This window comes from Pantoea sp. EKM10T (genome assembly GCF_011800685.1).
GTDB classification, from domain to species: domain Bacteria; phylum Pseudomonadota; class Gammaproteobacteria; order Enterobacterales; family Enterobacteriaceae; genus Pantoea; species Pantoea agglomerans.
The window spans coordinates 504,651-523,048 of record NZ_JAALEU010000002.1; the positions used below are offsets into that span (position 1 = coordinate 504,651).

General features: G+C 55.0%; 14 protein-coding genes. 6 read left to right on the forward strand and 8 right to left on the reverse strand.

The annotated features are described in order from the left end of the window. Window positions 1–186 precede the first annotated feature (186 nt). Together asnS and pncB are read right to left on the reverse strand one after the other, a co-directional pair. A complete protein-coding gene (gene asnS / locus HFD95_RS05900; RefSeq protein WP_033757166.1) occupies window positions 187–1,587 on the reverse strand; it encodes an asparagine--tRNA ligase in 1,401 nt (466 codons plus the stop codon). A 157-nt stretch (window positions 1,588–1,744) separates the two neighbouring features. Further along, complete coding sequence (gene pncB, locus HFD95_RS05905) at window positions 1,745–2,950, reverse strand: nicotinate phosphoribosyltransferase (protein WP_050679503.1); 1,206 nt, start codon at window positions 2,948–2,950, stop codon at window positions 1,745–1,747. A gap of 243 nt (window positions 2,951–3,193) precedes the next feature. Between pncB and pepN the strand changes: the two genes are divergently transcribed. Then, entirely contained in the window at window positions 3,194–5,809 is a 2,616-nt protein-coding gene (gene pepN / locus HFD95_RS05910) for an aminopeptidase N (RefSeq protein ID WP_033766848.1), read from the forward strand. 37 nt (window positions 5,810–5,846) lie between these two features. Here the strand turns inward: pepN and ssuB are convergent, their stop codons facing one another. From ssuB to ssuE, 5 genes are read right to left on the reverse strand one after another with little or no spacing between them, the layout of a single operon-like run. After that, window positions 5,847–6,635 (reverse strand): aliphatic sulfonates ABC transporter ATP-binding protein, encoded by a 789-nt coding sequence (gene ssuB, locus HFD95_RS05915; protein ID WP_167429945.1) that lies wholly within the window; start codon window positions 6,633–6,635, stop codon window positions 5,847–5,849. Then, window positions 6,632–7,423 carry an aliphatic sulfonate ABC transporter permease SsuC gene (gene ssuC, locus HFD95_RS05920; RefSeq protein ID WP_010254987.1) on the reverse strand — a complete coding sequence of 264 codons (792 nt, stop codon included), beginning with the start codon at window positions 7,421–7,423 and terminating at the stop codon, window positions 6,632–6,634. Before ssuC ends, ssuB begins: the two co-directional genes overlap by 4 nt. A gap of 10 nt (window positions 7,424–7,433) precedes the next feature. Next, window positions 7,434–8,582, reverse strand: a complete 1,149-nt coding sequence (ssuD, locus tag HFD95_RS05925; protein WP_167429946.1) for an FMNH2-dependent alkanesulfonate monooxygenase — start codon at window positions 8,580–8,582, stop codon at window positions 7,434–7,436. A gap of 9 nt (window positions 8,583–8,591) precedes the next feature. Then, a complete protein-coding gene (locus HFD95_RS05930) occupies window positions 8,592–9,545 on the reverse strand; it encodes a sulfonate ABC transporter substrate-binding protein (protein WP_010254990.1) in 954 nt (317 codons plus the stop codon). An 11-nt stretch (window positions 9,546–9,556) separates the two neighbouring features. Beyond that, complete coding sequence (gene ssuE / locus HFD95_RS05935; RefSeq protein ID WP_045140577.1) at window positions 9,557–10,108, reverse strand: NADPH-dependent FMN reductase; 552 nt, start codon at window positions 10,106–10,108, stop codon at window positions 9,557–9,559. A 748-nt stretch (window positions 10,109–10,856) separates the two neighbouring features. On the opposite strand from ssuE, the gene HFD95_RS05940 reads away from it, so the two are divergent. The 4 genes from HFD95_RS05940 to HFD95_RS05955 all read left to right on the forward strand — a co-directional run bounded on the left by HFD95_RS05940 (window position 10,857) and on the right by HFD95_RS05955 (window position 15,063). Beyond that, window positions 10,857–11,837 carry a glycosyltransferase gene (locus tag HFD95_RS05940; RefSeq protein ID WP_010254993.1) on the forward strand — a complete coding sequence of 327 codons (981 nt, stop codon included), beginning with the start codon at window positions 10,857–10,859 and terminating at the stop codon, window positions 11,835–11,837. An 83-nt stretch (window positions 11,838–11,920) separates the two neighbouring features. Then, entirely contained in the window at window positions 11,921–13,222 is a 1,302-nt protein-coding gene (locus HFD95_RS05945) for a flippase (RefSeq protein ID WP_167429947.1), read from the forward strand. A gap of 134 nt (window positions 13,223–13,356) precedes the next feature. Then, a complete protein-coding gene (gene pyrD / locus HFD95_RS05950; RefSeq protein WP_010255000.1) occupies window positions 13,357–14,367 on the forward strand; it encodes a quinone-dependent dihydroorotate dehydrogenase in 1,011 nt (336 codons plus the stop codon). Between the two features lie 153 nt (window positions 14,368–14,520). Continuing rightward, window positions 14,521–15,063, forward strand: a complete 543-nt coding sequence (locus HFD95_RS05955) for a cell division protein ZapC (protein WP_022625930.1) — start codon at window positions 14,521–14,523, stop codon at window positions 15,061–15,063. Here the strand turns inward: HFD95_RS05955 and HFD95_RS05960 are convergent, their stop codons facing one another. After that, the gene (locus HFD95_RS05960; protein ID WP_167429948.1) at window positions 15,064–16,173 is read right to left on the reverse strand and encodes a YcbX family protein; all 1,110 of its coding nucleotides are present in this window, start codon (window positions 16,171–16,173) and stop codon (window positions 15,064–15,066) included. 110 nt (window positions 16,174–16,283) lie between these two features. On the opposite strand from HFD95_RS05960, the gene rlmKL reads away from it, so the two are divergent. After that, a complete protein-coding gene (gene rlmKL, locus HFD95_RS05965) occupies window positions 16,284–18,398 on the forward strand; it encodes a bifunctional 23S rRNA (guanine(2069)-N(7))-methyltransferase RlmK/23S rRNA (guanine(2445)-N(2))-methyltransferase RlmL (RefSeq protein WP_010669780.1) in 2,115 nt (704 codons plus the stop codon).

The window sequence follows — 18,398 nt, forward strand, 5'->3', positions numbered from 1 at the left end:
CACCCGCCGTAATTCTAGCGCTTAAATGCTACTAAACTCGTAATCTTGTTTCAGTAAGAAAATATGTATTACAAAATGTAAAAAACACGGAACTTTGTGAGAGAACTCAAAAATTACAAAAATAAAAAAAGGCCGGCAGTGCCGACCTCGTTATATATATGAATTTCTTATATTTAATGCCGAATATCAGAAACTCGCGTTGCGTGGGGTGCGCGGGAAGGGGATTACGTCCCTGACATTTTGTACGCCGGTAACATAGGCGATTAAACGTTCAAAGCCTAATCCAAAGCCAGAATGTGGCACGGTACCGTAGCGACGCAGGTCACGATACCACCAGTAATCTTCTTTATTCAGACCCATCTCTTCCAGACGCGCATCCAGGACATCCAGACGTTCTTCACGCTGTGAACCACCAATGATCTCACCAATGCCTGGCGCCAGAACATCCATCGCCGCCACGGTTTTGCCATCGTCATTCAGGCGCATATAGAACGCTTTAATGTCCTTCGGATAGTTTTTCACCACCACCGGCGCTTTAAAATGTTTCTCGGCCAGGTAACGCTCATGCTCAGAGGAGAGGTCAATACCCCAGGAAACCGGGTTTTCGAAGGTCTGATCGCATTTCATCAGGATCTCAACCGCATCGGTGTAATCCACCTGCGCGAAATCGGTGGTGATGAAACGCTGCAGACGCTCAACCGCCTCTTTATCTACCCGCTCAGCAAAGAAGGCCATGTCATCGGCACGCTCTTCAAGCACCGCGTTGAAGACATACTTCAGCATTGATTCGGCCAGTGCAGCGGCATCATCCAGTGAGGCAAAGGCGATTTCCGGCTCCAGCATCCAGAATTCCGCCAGGTGGCGGCTGGTGTTGGAGTTCTCTGCGCGGAACGTCGGACCGAAGGTGTAGATCTTCGACAGGGCGCTGGCATAGGTTTCGCCATTCAGCTGACCGGAAACGGTCAGGAACGCCTCTTTACCAAAGAAATCTTCGCTGAAGTCAACTTTGCCCTGATCGTTACGCGGCAGGTTTTCCATATCCAGCGTAGAGACACGGAACATTTCGCCGGCACCTTCGGTATCGGAGGCGGTAATCAGCGGCGTCGAGACCCAGAAATAGCCATTTTCATGGAAGAAGCGATGCAGCGCCTGCGCCAGGGTGTGGCGAACACGGGCGACCGCGCCAATCAGGTTGGTGCGCGGACGCAGGTGAGCCACTTCGCGCAGATACTCGATACTGTGGCGTTTCGCCGCCATCGGGTAGCTGTCGGGATCTTCCACCCAGCCCACGACTTCCAGGCTGGTCGCCTGAATCTCAAACGCCTGGCCCTGACCCGGTGAGGCCACCACTTTACCGGTGACGATAACGGAACAGCCCGTAGTCAGACGCAACACTTCATCCTGATAATTATTCAGAGAATTATTGACGACAGCCTGAACGGGATTAAAGCAGGAGCCGTCATAGACAGCGATGAAGGAAAGACCGGCTTTGGAATCTCTTCGGGTACGCACCCAACCACGTACGGTGACTTCACTGTCAACCGCGACGCGACCGTGCAGTACGTCCGCTACAGGCACTACGCTCATAAATATCTCTCTATATAGAAGAAGTGAGTAAAAAAGTTGCCCCATCCGGGGTTTTGCTATGTTACTTGCGAGTCTTCAGGAAACAAGCAAAATTCAGGGGGAAAGCAGATTTATTACAGCAGAGGCGGGGCGTATCAACGCCCCGGTAAGAAGAGGATTAACTCGCTTTTTTCACCAGCGGCAGATCAAAAGCTTTACGCAGGGCCCTGACAAAGGCTTTATCCTGGCAGATGGTTTTGCCCGGGCTGTCTGAGAGTTTCGCCACCGGCTTGCCATTGCACTGCACCAGTTTGATAACGATATTCAGTGGCGTCACGCCCGGAATATCGCAGGTGAGGCGGGTTCCGATGCCGAACACCACGTTCGTCCGCTGACCAAAGTGGCGGTAAAGCGCCAGCGCTTTGTCGAGATTTAAGTTGTCAGAAAAGACCAGGTGTTTGCTTTGCGGATCGATACCCAGCTTCTGGTAGTGGGCGAGGGCTTTCTCGCCCCATTCGACCGGATCGCCGGAGTCGTGGCGCAGTCCCTGATAGCGGCGGGCAAACACCGGACCGAAATCACGCAGGAATGCGTCCATGGCGATGCAATCGGTCAGGGCGATGCCCAGCTTATCGTCATACTCATCCAGCCACGCCTGTAGCGCCGCGCGCTGGCTGTTGGCCAGTACCGGACTGATCTGCTGGAAGGCCTGGAACCACTCATGCGCCTGTGTTCCCACTGGCGTCAGTGACAGACGGCGCGCCAGATCATAGTTACTGGTGCCAATCAGCCACGGAAAATCCTGTTTCAGCGTTGAGACGATCGACTGCTGCACATCCTGCGAATAGCGACGACGGGTGCCGAAATCCATCAGGCGGAAGCGTGACATATCAAGGTCAGCAAGCTGGCCTTTAAAGTCGCCGAGTTTCTGATGTAAGTGGTCAAGTGCCTGCTGAGTAGTGACCTGCGGCGTGCGATGACGATGCACAATCTCACTGATCAGCGCCAGCAGCGGCACCTCCCACATGATCACTTCGCGCCACGGCCCCTGAATACGGAGTTCCAGCTTGCCATGGTGATTGCGCACCTCAACCTGATCCGGGTTATAGCGGAACTGGCGTAACCAGCTGAGGTAATCCTGCCGGAAGAAGGGAAGGTGAGACAACCAGGTCGCTTCATCATCAGTCAGCGCCAGGTGTTGCATTGCGGTTATCGCGTCACGAATTTCGTCAGCGTAGAGACCCAGCAGTTCGTCGCCGCGGCAGCGAAACTCCGCCGCCACCGTTATGTCATGATAGCGGTGGAAAACGGCCTGTTGCATATGGAGCTTATAGGCGTCCGTATCCAGCAGCGAGGTCAGTATCGGGGAAGCATGTCCTGTCATGGCGCGTTTCAGCATCCTGTTCGGTGGCGCAGAGCCCGGTGTTGTACACAGTCATAAAGACGCAAAAGTATAATTCACTATCTGAAGCCGATCACAGCATATTTCAGACGGGCGGGTCGAGGCCAATCTGTGCCATTGTTAACAAAGTGTAGCCATTTCACCCTTTAGGTGCATTGTGCGTGGCAAGCTTGTAGTAACAAGCTTAGACTTTGCCGGTAAACTTATAACAACGCGAGACGCAATATGACGCAACAGCCCCAAATCAAGTATCGCCACGACTACCGTGCGCCTGAGTACACCATCACCGATATCGATTTAACTTTTGAACTGGATGCGTCCACCACCCGCGTAACGGCCATCAGCCAGGTTAAACGGCTGGGCGACAGCCAGGCTGAGCTGCGACTGGACGGCGAAGCGTTAACGCTGATTGCGCTGGAGGTTGACGGGCAAGCCTGGACGGCCTTCCGTGAAGAAGAGGGCGCACTGGTCATCAGCCAGCTGCCGGAAAGCTTCACCCTGAAAATTATTAACGATATTCATCCGGATCAGAACACCGCGCTGGAAGGGCTGTATAAATCGGGCGAGGCGCTCTGCACCCAATGTGAGGCTGAAGGCTTTCGTCATATTACCTGGTATCTCGATCGCCCCGACGTGCTGGCGCGCTTTACCACCACCATTTATGCCGATGGTGAGCGCTATCCATTCCTGCTCTCCAACGGTAACCGCATTGATAGCGGCCGGGATGAGCAGGGTCGCAGCTGGGTGAAGTGGCAGGATCCGTTCCCGAAACCCTGCTACCTGTTTGCGCTGGTGGCGGGCGATTTCGACGTGCTGCGCGACAGCTTCACTACCCGTTCAGGACGTGATGTGGCGCTGGAGATCTTCGTCGATCGCGGTAACCTCGACCGTGCCGACTGGGCGATGACCTCGCTGAAAAACAGCATGAAGTGGGATGAAGAGCGTTTCGGTCTGGAGTATGACCTCGACATCTTTATGATCGTGGCGGTGGACTTCTTCAACATGGGCGCCATGGAGAACAAAGGCCTTAACGTCTTCAATGCCAAATATGTGCTGGCTAAAGCGGAAACGGCGACGGACAAAGATTACCTGGGCATTGAAGCGGTTATCGGTCACGAATATTTCCATAACTGGACCGGTAACCGCGTGACCTGCCGCGACTGGTTCCAGCTCAGCCTGAAAGAGGGACTGACGGTGTTCCGCGATCAGGAGTTCAGCTCTGATCTGGGTTCACGCGCGGTGAATCGCATTGATAACGTGCGTATCGTACGCGGTGCGCAGTTCGCCGAAGATGCCAGCCCGATGGCACACCCGATCCGTCCGGATCAGGTCATCGAGATGAACAACTTCTATACCCTGACGGTGTATGAAAAAGGGTCAGAAGTGATCCGTATGATGCACACCCTGCTGGGTGAAGAGAACTTCCAGAAGGGCATGAAGCTCTATTTTGATCGCCACGACGGCAGCGCCGCCACCTGCGATGATTTTGTTCAGGCGATGGAAGATGCTTCAAATGTTGACCTGTCGCAGTTCCGCCGCTGGTACAGCCAGTCCGGTACGCCAGTGCTGACGGTGCGCGACGATTACAACCCGGAGCTGGAGCAGTATACGCTGCACGTCACGCAGCACACGCCTGCGACTGCCGATCAGAAAGAGAAGCTGCCGCTGCATATCCCGCTGGATATTGAACTCTATGATGGCGAAGGCAAGGTGATCCCGCTGCAGAATAATGGTCATCCGGTACATCATGTGCTGAATGTCACCGAGGAGTTCCAGACCTTTATTTTCGATAACGTCTACTTCCAGCCGGTGCCGTCGCTGCTGCGCGAATTCTCTGCTCCGGTGAAGCTTGATTACAAATGGAGTGATGCTCAGCTCACTTTCCTGATGCGTCATGCACGCAACGACTTCTCCCGCTGGGATGCGGCTCAGAGCCTGCTGGCGACCTATATCCGTCTGAATGTCGCCCGCTATCAGCAGGGCCAGCATCTGTCACTGCCGCTGCATGTCGCCGACGCCTTCCGCGCGGTGCTGCTGGATACCGACTGCGACCCGGCACTGACCGCGCTGATTCTGACGCTGCCGTCGGAAAATGAGATTGCCGAGCTGTTTGATACTATCGATCCGCAGGCGATTGCGCTGGTGCGTGACGCGCTGCAACGCACGCTGGCACGCGAACTGGCCGATGAGTTTTTTGCGATCTACAACGCCAATCAGCAGCCTGAATACCGCGTGGAGCATGACGCGATTGGTCAGCGCAGCCTGAAAAATATCTGCCTGACCTATCTCGCCTTCAGCGATGCGCAGCTGGCGGATAAACTGGTGCAGACCCAGTATCACCAGGCGACCAACATGACCGATGCGCTGGCGGCGCTTTCTGCTGCTGTTGCGGCACAGTTACCGTGCCGTGATGCGCTGCTGGCAGCTTACGATGAGCGCTGGCATCAGGATGGTCTGGTGATGGACAAATGGTTTGTGCTGCAGGCGACCAGTCCGGCCGCTAACGTGATGCGCAATGTGCGTCAGCTTCTGAATCATCGCTCCTTCACCATGAGTAATCCGAACCGCGTTCGCTCGCTGGTGGGTGCCTTTGCCTCGGCTAACCCGGCCGCCTTCCATGCTAAAGATGGCAGCGGGTACAAGTTCCTGGTGGAGATGCTTACCGACCTTAACACCCGCAATCCGCAGGTTGCGGCACGGATGGTGGAGCCGCTGATTCGCCTGAAACGTTATGACGAAGGCCGTCAGGCGATGATGCGCCAGGCGCTGGAGCAGCTGCTGGAGCTGGATAAACTTTCTGGTGACCTCTACGAGAAAATTACCCGGGCACTGAACGCCTGATAATTAAAAAGGGGAGTGTCTGAGACACTCCCCTTTTTCAGCGCTGCTGCGCGTAACGAACCGGCTGCGGTCGTTCCGTACGCTGCATGACCCGATCCAGAACCTCTGCTTCCAGCTCGGCCAGCCGTGCCGATCCGCGACGGCGAGGACGGGGCAGATCCACCAGCAGATCCAGCCCGATTTGACCCTCTTCGATCAACAACACGCGATCTGCCATCACCACCGCTTCACTGACATCATGCGTGACCAGCAGTACGGTAAAGTGATGCTGCTGCCACAGTGACTCAATCAATCCCTGCATTTCAATGCGGGTCAGGGCATCCAGCGCCCCCAGCGGTTCATCCAGCAGCAGTAAACCGGGCCGGTGGATCAGCGCCCTGGCCAGTGCGACGCGCTGTTTCTGGCCGCCGGAGAGGGCGGCTGGCCACTCATCAGCCCGATCGGCGAGGCCTACCGCCGCCAGCGCATCCAGCGCCGCGCTGCGCCATTCGCGTCCGCGCAGACCCAGCCCGACGTTATCGATCACTTTTTTCCACGGCAGCAGTCGCGCATCCTGAAACATCAGGCGGGTATCTTCACGTGCCGACTGCAGCGGCGCATTGCCTGCCAGCAGTTCACCGCTGGAGCTCTGTTCGAGACCGGCCAGCAGGCGCAGCAGCGTGCTTTTGCCACAGCCGCTGCGACCCACCACCGCCACAAACTGACCTGAGGGAATATGCAGGTCAATCTTATTCAGAATGGTGCGGCTGCCATACTGTTTGCTGACGCCGTTAACGCCAACCGGGGTGCCGGTGTTAAGGCGCGCCGGTGAGAGAATCTGACTCATGCGTTCTCCTCCTTCAGTTGATAAGCGGGATGCCAGCGCAGCCAGACACGTTCAAGCAACAACGCAGCGACATCCGCCAGTTTGCCGAGCAGGGCGTAAAGAATAATGGCGACCACCACCACATCGGTCTGCAGGAATTCACGCGCGTTCATGGCCAGATAACCGATACCCGCGTTGGCAGAGATGGTCTCTGCGACAATCAGCGTCAGCCACATCAGACCCAGCGCGAAACGCACGCCGACCATAATATTGGGCAGCGCGCCGGGCAGGATCACCTGGATAAACAGGCTCCAGCCGGAAAGGCCATAGCTGCGCGCCATCTCAACCAGCCCGCGATCGATGTTGCGGATGCCGTGATAAGTATTCAGGTAGATTGGGAACAGCGTCCCCAGCGCCACCAGAAAGATCTTGGCGGACTCATCAATACCGAACCAGAGGATTACCAGCGGGATCAGCGCCAGATGCGGCACATTGCGCAGCATCTGTACCGAGGTATCCAGCAGTCGTTCACCGGTTCTGGATGTGCCGGTAATCAGCCCGAGTAGCAGGCCGATAGAGCCGCCGATACTGAAGCCGATCAGCGCCCGCCAGCTACTGATCGCCAGATGCTGCCAGAGTTCACCACTGGCGGTCAGCTGCCAGAAAGTGGTCACAATTTTCTCCGGTGCGGGCAGAATACGGGTCGACAACCAGCCGGTTTGCGAGGCAATCTGCCACACCACCACCAGCAGCGTCGGCAGCAGCCAGGGCACCAGCGTATCAGCAAGGCGTTTTCGGGTTCTGGTCATCATGCTCTCCTCAGCCCCGGGCGACTTTTTTCTCTGGGGTAAAATCGTTGGCTACCGCTTCACCGTGTGCCTGAACCACGCGCGGCTGGGGCACCAGTGGAATCTGCAGATCAAGATGCGGGAACAGCAGTTCGCCGACGCGATAAGCCTCTTCCAGGTGCGGATAACCCGACAGGATGAAGGTCTCAATGCCCAGCGCTTCATACTCTTTGATGCGTGCGGCCACGGTCGGGCCATCGCCGACCAGCGCGGTCCCGGCTCCGCTGCGCACCAGGCCGACGCCTGCCCACAGGTTAGGGCTGATTTCGAGCTTGTCGCGGCGACCGCCATGCAGTGCGGCCATCCGGCGCTGCCCCACAGAATCTGCCCGCTGGAACGCCGCCTGCGCTTTGGCGATGGTGGCGTCATCCACATTGGCAATCAGTTTGTCTGCGGCCTGCCAGGCCTCTTCATTGGTTTCACGCACGATCACATGCAGACGGATGCCGAACCGGACGGTGCGTCCCTGGGCTGCCGCTTTCGCGCGCACCTGCTCAATCTTCTCTTTAACCTGCGCAGGGGGTTCGCCCCAGGTGAGGTAAACATCGACCTGTTCGGCCGCCAGCTCCTGGGCGGGTTCAGAAGAGCCGCCAAACCACAGCGGGGGACGAGGCTGCTGCACCGGTTTAAACATCAGACGCGCACCGCGAACCTTCACGTGCTTGCCTTCATAATCGACGGTTTCGCCTTCCAGCACCCGACGCCAGACGCGGGTAAACTCGGCGGATTCCGCGTAACGCTCGCGGTGATCGAGAAACACGCCGTCGCCCGCCAGCTCTTCCGGATCGCCGCCGGTCACCAGATTAAACAGCGCACGTCCGTTAGAAAGACGGTCCAGCGTGGCGGCCTGACGTGCTGCCTGGGTCGGTGAAATCACCCCAGGACGCAGCGCCACCAGGAATCGCAGGCGCTGCGTCACCGGAATCAGCGAGGCGGCAACCAGCCAGGCATCTTCGCAGGAGCGGCCGGTGGGGATCAGTACGCCGCCAAAGCCAAGGCGGTCAGCGGCCTGCGCCACCTGTTGCAGATAGGCGTGATCAACCGGTCGCGCCCCTTCGGCGGTACCAAGATAGTGGCCGTCGCCATGCGTCGGCAGGAACCAGAAAATGGATACGCTCATTGTTGCTCCTTATTGCGTCACGGTATGCGGATGCCAGATGCGATCCTGAATCGTCACTTTTACTGGCAAGAGATGATTGGCATAGAACAGGTCAGCGGTGCGCTGCTGAGCTGCGGCAGTTTCGGCACTGACCGGCGAAATGCGGGTGGGTGGCCGATGGCTGAGGTAGCTGGCGATAACCGGTTCGGGCAAGCCCATCGCCTGCGCCAGTAACGTGGTGCTCTGCTGACGCTGGCTGATTGTCAGCGCGTCAGCAGAGCTGAAGGTGTCGAGCACCTGCTGAATAAACGCGCCATGGGCTTCGGCATAGCTGCGGGTCGCTAAATAGAAGGAGCCGGTCAGGTTAAGGGAGCTGCCATCAATCAGCAGGCGCGAATTCCCCTGCAGCAGCACTGATGAATAGTAGGGGTCCCAGATTGCCCAGGCATCAACGTCACCCTGCTGGAAGGCGGCGCGCGCATCGGCGGGGGTGAGATAGACCGGCGTGATGTCTTTAAAGGTCAGACCCGCCTGCTGTAAGGCGCGCAGCAGTAAGTTGTGAGAGCTGGAGCCTTTCTGGAAAGCCACTTTCTTGCCTTTCAGATCCGCAACCTGTTTCAGCGGGCTGCTTTTTGGCACCAGAATCACTTCCGCTTTGGGTTTTGGCGGCTCCGCGCCAACATAGAGCAGATCCGCGCCCGCGGCCTGGGCAAACAGCGGGGGAAGATCACCGGTACTGCCCAGGTCGATACTGTTGATATTCAGCGCTTCCAGCATTTGCGGACCTGCAGGGAACTCGATCCACTTAATCCGGGTATGGGGAAAACGCTTCTCCAGTAACTGATGTGACTTCGCCAGCACCATGCTGACCGAACCTTTCTGATAGCCGATGCGAATCTCAGACGGATCGGATTCGGCGGCCTGTACCTGGAGGCCGGCCAGCAGAAGTCCGGCCACCAGCCACTTTCCTAATCTCAGCTTCATCGATCGCTTCCTTATACCGCTTGCGCAACGGGGTGGTGGTGACGGGTCAGTGCCAGCCAGAAGGCGGAGACGGCCTCATCCAGGCGCTGTGACAGTGAATCCTGCAGTTCGGGCTGACGGTCGTAATGACTGATCTGATGATCCTCGGCATAAACACCATGCAGGATCTCCTGCGCCTTTAAGGCGCTGAGCACCGGCTTCAGGGCGTAGTCCAGCGCCAGCATATGACCGGCACTGCCGCCGCTGGCCAGCGGTAACACGACTTTGTGTTCCAGTGCGCGTTCAGGCAGCAGATCGAGCAGCGTCTTCAGCGCACCCGAAAACGACGCTTTATAGATAGGTGTCGCAATAATCAGTCCATCAGCCGAAGCCAGATCGTCACGCAGGGCGAGAAGCGCAGGTGCATCAAAACGCGCATTGATTAAATCGTCAGGCTGAAAGTTGTGAATATTCCACGGAATGACTTCAATACCACGCGCCTCCAGCTTGTGCTGACACAGCGTCAGCAGTGAGGTTGAGCGGGAGGGGAATCGTGGGCTGCCTGCCAGCGTAATAACTCGCATCATCACTCCTTATAACTAAAAGTTATTGATTATCAAATGTTGAGAACTTATGCCTTCATACTGTCAGAGCAGGGGAGTGGGCTTAAATGATTTATCCGGCAAAGTAAGGGTGAAATCTGCAAATAGAAGGCGTTGCGACAGATGTCAGTATCGCCGCTTCCGATAATTCTTAAATTAAGCGCTGACAGCGGAACAATTCATTAAGGGGCATGATACGAGATCGTCAAAATGTGTCGGTTGAGCAGAAAAAATATCTTTCGTCTGATTGCTTAATCATTTTTTCTGAGAGTGGCGCGGCCATAAAGCGCAACGGCTGACAAAATAGCGCTGCGAAGCAGCACAGAATCAGCTTATCTGCGGCAGCCTCTGCCAAAGATTAAGATTTATTGCAGAAAGCAAACTGTAATAATAATGAAGGAATGCTGAACTTATTCATCGTTTCAGATGTTCGCTTACAGATTTCTGAATCTGGTTACGTCTGCTTTGCAGGGCTAATTTAAATCGATCCTCAACGGTTTTAACATTACTGCGGGCTATAGATGCACTTTCGTTAAGAGTGATGCTCACATGAAACATTAAGATGATTTTTACGGCTGGTCTTTTTTCGCATTACAGGTTTAAGATAATCGGGCTCAATGAAAGCAATCATAATAATCGCGCCTTACTCTTTTCGACGTTTCGCCTCTGGTCAGAACCTGCATCAGGCAGGTGAATCGTATTGTCATTTTCTAACAGCAGAGAATTGCATATGTCTGACATCCTGTTATCCGTTATTATTCCAACCTACAATGTTGAGAAATATATTGTAGAGTGCGTCGATTCGTTATTACGCCAGGTTAAAGCGCCCAATGAAATAATCATTGTGAATGATGGATCTACTGATGGAACATTAGCCTTAATTGAACAGAATTATGCGCACCTTTCTCAGGTGAAAGTGATCACCATTGAAAATGGCGGCCTCGGCAATGCACGGGACACCGGCATTGCACTGGCAAAGGGTCAGTTTCTCTTTTTCTGTGACCCGGATGATGTCGTGGTTGATGGCCTCGTCACTGAGCTGGCAATGGTGGCGGAGAAGCATCCTGAAACGGATCTTTTCTGTTTTAACTCCTGCGTCTATGAAGATGGCCACATTGATATCACCTCGCCAAAAGTGAAGCATGACCAGTTTGGCCAGCAGAAACCACAGGAGGTCTTTCTGCGCCTGCTGCGTAATGGCAGATATACCTCTGCCGTCTGGAATTACGTCTTAAGAAAAAGCGTCATTGAACAGCATAAGTTGCGCTTTGTACGTCGGGTTCATGAAGACCACAACTTTACGCTCTCCGTGTTTATGAAATGCCAGCACGCATGGGTCAGCCGTCAGGTCTATTATAAGCAGCGCATCCGCAGTGGTTCACTGACCAACAGTACCAAAGGCAATGAGTTTTTCTATCAGCGCTATGACGCTTTTATGCATGCTTATAATACGTTAACCAGTTCGCTCCCTAAATCAGCCTGGCGTAGTTCGCTGGAAAAGTCTTATTTACTTCACTCGTTCCGTCTGATGATCTATTTGTCTCTCTATAATAAAACGCCGGTGCCGGAATATGTCTGTAATGCCATTCGCTTCATGGGTCGAAATGTAAAATCAGAAAATCTTAAAGAGTGGTTATTGTTTAATCGCCCGGAACTCTTTATTGCGCTGCAACATTACAAGGTTAAAAAAGAGCTCAAGCGCGCAGCCTGATTCTGAAAAATGTGAAGCGATATTGTTTATGCCTTAGCGAAATGAGAAGGTGAGACATGCAATGTGTATAAGGTTGTTGCGACATGGCAAAAGTACTCGATAAAAGTCTGGTTATTAATATTTTCTCGCTGCTGGCTTACCGTGGCGCGTCGTTTCTGTTTCCGCTGGCCACGCTGCCCTATCTTGCCCGCGTTCTGGGCGTAGAGCAGATGGGTACGCTGGCGCTGGCGATTGCCTGCGTGCTCTATTGCAGCACTATCTCCGACTGGGGATTCAATGTCTTTACCACCAAAGATATTGCTCACCATCGTGAGGACAAAGAACGCGTCAGCCAGCTCTTCTGGTCAACGTTTAACGCCAAGCTGATGCTGCTGGTGGTCACCAGCGGCACGCTGCTGACTGCGACCTGGTTCAATCCCTCCTGGCACCCTCTGTTCTTCATCATTCTGGCGAACTGCACCACGCTGGTAGGCTCGCTGTTTTCATTCGGCTGGCTGATGCAGGGCTTTGAGAAGCTGGGTAAGACGGCGATGATCGCCACCTTCGGTAACTTCTGTGCGATTCCGCTGACCTTTTTGCTGGTGAAATCTCCGCAGGACACCTGGCTGGCTGCCCTGATCCCTGGCGCGGTCTCCATTATCAGCGCGGCAATTACGCTGAAGTTTGTACTGGAGATGAAAGTCATTGGCCGCTATCGCTTTGAACCGCGCGAAATCAAACAGCGCATCACCGACAGCATGGATGTGTTTATCGCCATCGCCGGTGCTAACCTTTTCAACAGCGTCAACGTGGTGATTCTCGCCTCCTTTACCTCTACCTATATGGTCGGGATCTACAACGGCGCCGATCGCCTGCGTAAAGCGGCCAACTCTGTGCCTGAGCAGATTGGCAGCGCCTTCTTCCCGCGCGTCAGCCACCTGTTTGGCCGGGATAAACGGGCCGCGATTGCCGCGACACGCAAAAGCCTGCTGCTGTCGTTTTCCCTGAGTCTGTCGATTGTGATCTTCACCTGGTTTTTTGCTGACCTGGTGGTCTCAATATTGCTGGGTAAAGACTTTATCCAGTCAGCGGATGTGCTGCGCGTCTTTGTGCTCTGCTTCCTGTTTGGCAACATTGCCTACCCGGCTGGATTACAGATTCTGATCCCACATGGTCTGGCCCGCCAGCGTATGTGGGTAATGATGGCCGCTGGTGTGGTTAACGTGCCGCTGTGCTGTTTCCTGGCGTGGAAGTTTGGCGCAATAGGTGCCGCATGGTCGATGGTCGGGGCTGAAGCGTTCGTCTGTCTCGGTATTTTTGGCATCATGCAACGTCACGGCATCCTGCGGGAATATCTGTTTCCCTCTGAGGTGAAAAATCAACCCGTAAACGATTCCGCCGCGTAAGATCAAAGCATTTTCAGTTAACTTCACGCTTCCCCGCTGTTCGATTTACTTTTGCGCCAGAGCACTTTACCATTCTGGCGCACAATTTCCCGTGCACCGACTTTCACGATCGCTTCCGTCCTTCAGGAGAGTGCATGTTTTATCCTATCGTCCGACCGGCGCTGTTTAAACTTGATCCCGAACGCGCACACGAACTCACCTTTCAGCAACTGCGTTTTATGAACGGCACCCCACTGGAGATGTTTTATCGCCAGAATCTGCCGTCGCGTCCGGTCACCTGTATGGGACTGACCTTTAAGAATGCCCTTGGCCTGGCGGCGGGTCTGGATAAGAACGCAGAGTGTATTGATGCGTTTGCGGCGATGGGCTTTGGCTTTGTTGAAGTCGGCACCGTCACGCCGCGCGCCCAGGCGGGGAACGATAAGCCACGCATGTTTCGTCTGGTGGAAGCGGGCGGAATTATCAATCGGATGGGGTTTAATAATCTGGGTGTTGATCACCTGGTTGAAAACGTGAAGAAAGCGCGCTTTAACGGCGTGCTGGGGATCAATATCGGTAAAAATAAAGATACGCCGGTCGAGCAGGGCAAAGATGATTATCTCATCTGCATGGAAAAGGTTTATGCCCACGCCGGTTATATCGCCATCAATATTTCCTCACCTAACACCCCAGGTTTACGTTCGCTGCAATATGGCGAGGCGCTGGATGATCTGCTTTCTTCCATCAAACAGAAACAAAAAGAGCTGGAACAGCGTCATCTGAAATATGTTCCGCTGGCCGTAAAAATTGCGCCCGATCTCTCTGAAGAAGAGTTAATTCAGGTCGCGGACAGTTTAATTCGTCATCAGATTGATGGCGTGATTGCCAGCAATACCACGCTCGATCGTTCGCTGGTGAGCGGTCTTAAGCATGCTGAGGAAGCGGGTGGGTTAAGTGGACGGCCAGTGCAGTCGCGCAGCACGGCGGTGATACAGCGCCTCTCTCAGGAACTGCAGGGACGGTTGCCGATTATTGGCGTCGGCGGGATCGATTCTCTGACGGCAGCGCGTGAAAAAATCGCCGCCGGGGCAACACTGGTTCAGATTTATTCAGGCTTTATTTATCAGGGGCCAGGCTTAATTAAAGATATCGTCACCCATCTCTAAGACAATTCTCACAATCATTGGCCGGGGGGTTTATTTATCCCCTCGGCTCGTTTATATTTTGTCCTGTTGCACGCTTTTTCAGCTTTTCCTTATGTTTCTTTTTTCGCTGAATTCTGCGTGATTTTTGGCGCAGCGGTAAATACAGGGCACACGATGAAAATTAAACCCGATGATAACTGGCGTTGGTATTTTGACAACAGCCACGACCGAATGATGCTCGACCTGGCAGATGGTATGCTTTTTCGTTCCCGTTATTCCCGCAAGATGCTCACGCCGGATGCCTTCACTGAATCGGGTTTTTGTGTCGATGACGCCGCCCTTTATTACACCTTTGAAGAGACCTGCCGTCAGTGCAAACTCAGTGGCAGCCATCGCGCCGAACTGGTGTTAAATGCGCTGGTCGCTGCACGCTTCCTCAAGCCACTGATGCCGAAAAGCTGGCATTTCGCCTCTTATGCCCCGGCAATGCAGCCCCGTCCCGGTGAAATGGTACAGGTTACGCTGGCAGACGAGGGAACGCAGGCACGACTGCTGGTGGTTGAGAGTGGCGATAATGCGGCGCTCTGCCTGCTGGCGCAGCCGGGATTGACGCTGGCCGGAAAAAACATGGTGCTCGGCGATGCCATCAAGGTGATGAACGATCGCCTGCAGCCCCTGTATCAGGATGTCGCGCCGCGCTACGCCCGCGCAGTCTGACTACCTTAGTTCTACATCGCCAGCCGGAATACAGCTGCAGCTCAACAGCGTGCCGTCCTGACGCAGGGCGCTCTGTTTCAGCGCCTTAACCTCACCCGCGACCAGACTCAGCTTGCAACTGCCGCACAGTCCCGCCCGACAGGAGTAGGGGATCCGGAAGCCCTGCATCTCCAGCTGATCCAGTAATACCTGTTGATTATCTCCGGTGAACGAATGCCCCTGAAACGTGATAGTCACGGCATCAGGCGCCTGCTGCTTTGGTTTCAGTGTTTCGACCACTTCACCGGCACCATAGCTGCGCGGTGCATGACGTTTCAGGACAATCATCTCATCACCAGCGCGCACCACCCCACTGTTGCGCGCCACTAAGTTCAGACCGAAATCAATATCCCCGCTGCCATCCAGGGCGGTGCGGAACGTCTGCAGCGTGGCCAGCGGATGACCGGCAGGATGCTTAACGCCGGTTTCGGTGCTGACAGTGGTGAGCACGCAGCGACTGCATGGCTTAGGAACCTCGAATATCACGTCGCCAATCTGAATCTCCGCCCAGCTGTCTTCATCCCATGCGGCAGCGCCGCTGACGACCAGATTCGGACGAAACTGTTCGGCACGGACGCTGGCCGGGCAGCGCTGTTGCAGATCATGCAGCGACGCGTTGTTGATCAGCAAAAACGGAAAGCCGTCGGCAAAGCTCAGCGGAATATGATTAAACGCTTTAACCCGGCGGCTGGGTTGCGGCCCGACCCAGCGCAACTGAACCTCACGCGGGAAGAACTGGCTCAGCCATTGGTTAATCGCACGCGGCGCTATGCGCGCGGTGAAATGATTTCCCCAGACTTCGGTGGGGTGATCCTGCTCATCGAAATCGCTGAAGCGGATCAGGGAGTGACTGCCATCCGGGGCCGTCAGCAGCAGGCCATCCGGTAAAATCGCGGGCGTGAAGCGCACCATCTCCGGGTGCTGACGCGCGGTAATAAAGGTGCCATCAGGTTCGGTCACCATAAACAGACGATCAAATGCCAGTCCGCTGTCAGTGACCAGCGCGTGTGACAGCGCTAATCCCCGCATCGACTTCACAGGATGAATAAATAAGCGGGAAAGCGTGATCATGGTGTTCTCCTTGAACCCGACGCGCAGCACAAAAGAAGCTAACTTTATGACATAGGTCTCCGATTCGCTATAATGCGCGACAATTTTCTCAAGAGTTAAAAAGTGACGATATGAATTCTCTGTTTGCCAGCACGGCGCGTGGGCTCGAAGAGCTGTTAAAAAGTGAGCTGGACGCGCTGGGCGCGCAGGATTTGCAAGTGGTGCAGGGAGGCGTTCACTACGAAGCCGACGATCGCACTATGTACCAAAGCCTGATGTGGAGTCGTTTAGCATCACGCATCCTGTTGCCGCTGGGAGAGTTTGGCGTCTACAGCGATCTCGATCTCTATCTGGGTGTGCAGAGCGTGGACTGGCCGACGATGTTCGGCAGCGACAAAACCTTTGTTGTGCATTTCAGCGGCACCAACGATTCGATTCGTAACAGCCAGTTTGGTGCGCTGAAAGTTAAAGATGCCATCGTGGACAGCTTTACCCGTCAGAATCTCGAACGACCCAACGTCGATCGTGAGCAGGCAGATATCCGTGTCAACGTCTGGCTGAATGACGATCGCGCCAGCATTGCGCTGGATCTCAGCGGCAGCTCGCTGCATCAGCGTGGTTATCGCCAGCAGACCGGTCAGGCGCCGTTAAAAGAGACCCTGGCGGCGGCCATCGTGCTGCGTTCTGGCTGGGAGCCGACGACACCGCTGATTGATCCGATGTGTGGTTCCGGTACGCTGCTGATTGAAGCCGCACTGATTGCCTGCGATCGTGCGCCTGGCCTGCTGCGCAAGCACTGGGGCTTCACCGCCTGGAGCCAGTTTAACGCTGCGTTGTGGCAGGAGGTTAAAACTGAGGCGCAGAATCGTGCCCGCACTGGTACGGCTGCCACTCAGGCGCGCTTCTTTGGCTACGACAATAATGGTCGGGTGCTGGAGTGGGCGCAGGCGAATGCCCGCCGCGCTGGCGTCTTTGAACTTTTCACCTTCGGCCAGCAGGATCTGCTGAAGCTGACTAATCCGGTCGATCCGGCGGTTCACGGTACGGTGCTGAGTAATCCTCCTTACGGTGAACGTCTGGAGAGCGAACCAGCCCTGATTGCGCTGCACAGCCAGCTCGGACGTCTGATGAAGCAGCATTTTGGCGGCTGGAACCTGTCGCTGTTCAGCGCCTCGCCAGAACTGCTGAGCTGCCTGCAGTTGCGTGCCGATCGCCAGTTTAAAGCGAAGAACGGTCCGCTGGATTGCGTGCAGAAAAACTATAAGCTGGCGGTTAACAGTCATGAAAGCGCCGGACAGATTGCGGAAGATTACGCTAACCGCCTGCGTAAAAACGTGAAGAAACTGGAGAAGTGGGCGCGTCAGGAAGGCATTGAATGCTACCGTATTTATGATGCCGATCTGCCAGACTACAACGTTGCTGTCGATCGCTATGGCGACTGGGTGATTATCCAGGAGTATGCGCCACCGAAAACCATCGATCCTGATAAAGCGCGTCAGCGTCTGTTCGATGTCATCAGCGCAACGCTGAGCGTGCTGCAACTGCCTGCCGACCGTCTGATTATGAAAACGCGTGAACGCCAGAAAGGCAAAGCGCAGTATCAGAAGCTCAGCGAGAAGGGCGACTATTTCGAAGTTAAAGAGTTTAATGCGCGTTTCTGGGTGAATCTGACCGACTATCTCGATACCGGCCTGTTCCTCGATCACCGCATTGCCCGTAAAATGCTGGGCCAGATGAGTCAGGGCAAAGATTTCCTGAACCTGTTTGCCTATACCGGTACTGCCAGTGTGCATGCCGGTCTGGGTGGCGCGCGTTCAACCACCACGGTAGATATGTCGCGTACCTATCTGGAGTGGGCGGAGCGCAACCTGCGTCTTAACGGACTGACCGGGCGTCAGCATCGTCTGATGCAGGCGGACTGTCTGAGCTGGCTGAATGAGAGTGACGAGAACTTTGACCTGATCTTTATCGATCCGCCAACGTTCTCCAACTCAAAACGTATGGAAGAGAGCTTCGACGTTCAGCGCGATCATATGATGCTGATGCGTAACCTGAAGCGCCTGCTGCGTCGCGGCGGCACCATCATGTTCTCCAATAACAAACGCGGTTTCAAAATGGACATGGATGGCCTGAAATCACTGGGCCTGCAGGCGCAGGATATTACCCAGAAAACGCAGTCGCAGGACTTCGCGCGTAACCGTCAAATTCACAACTGCTGGCTGATCACTCACGCCGGTAAGGAATAA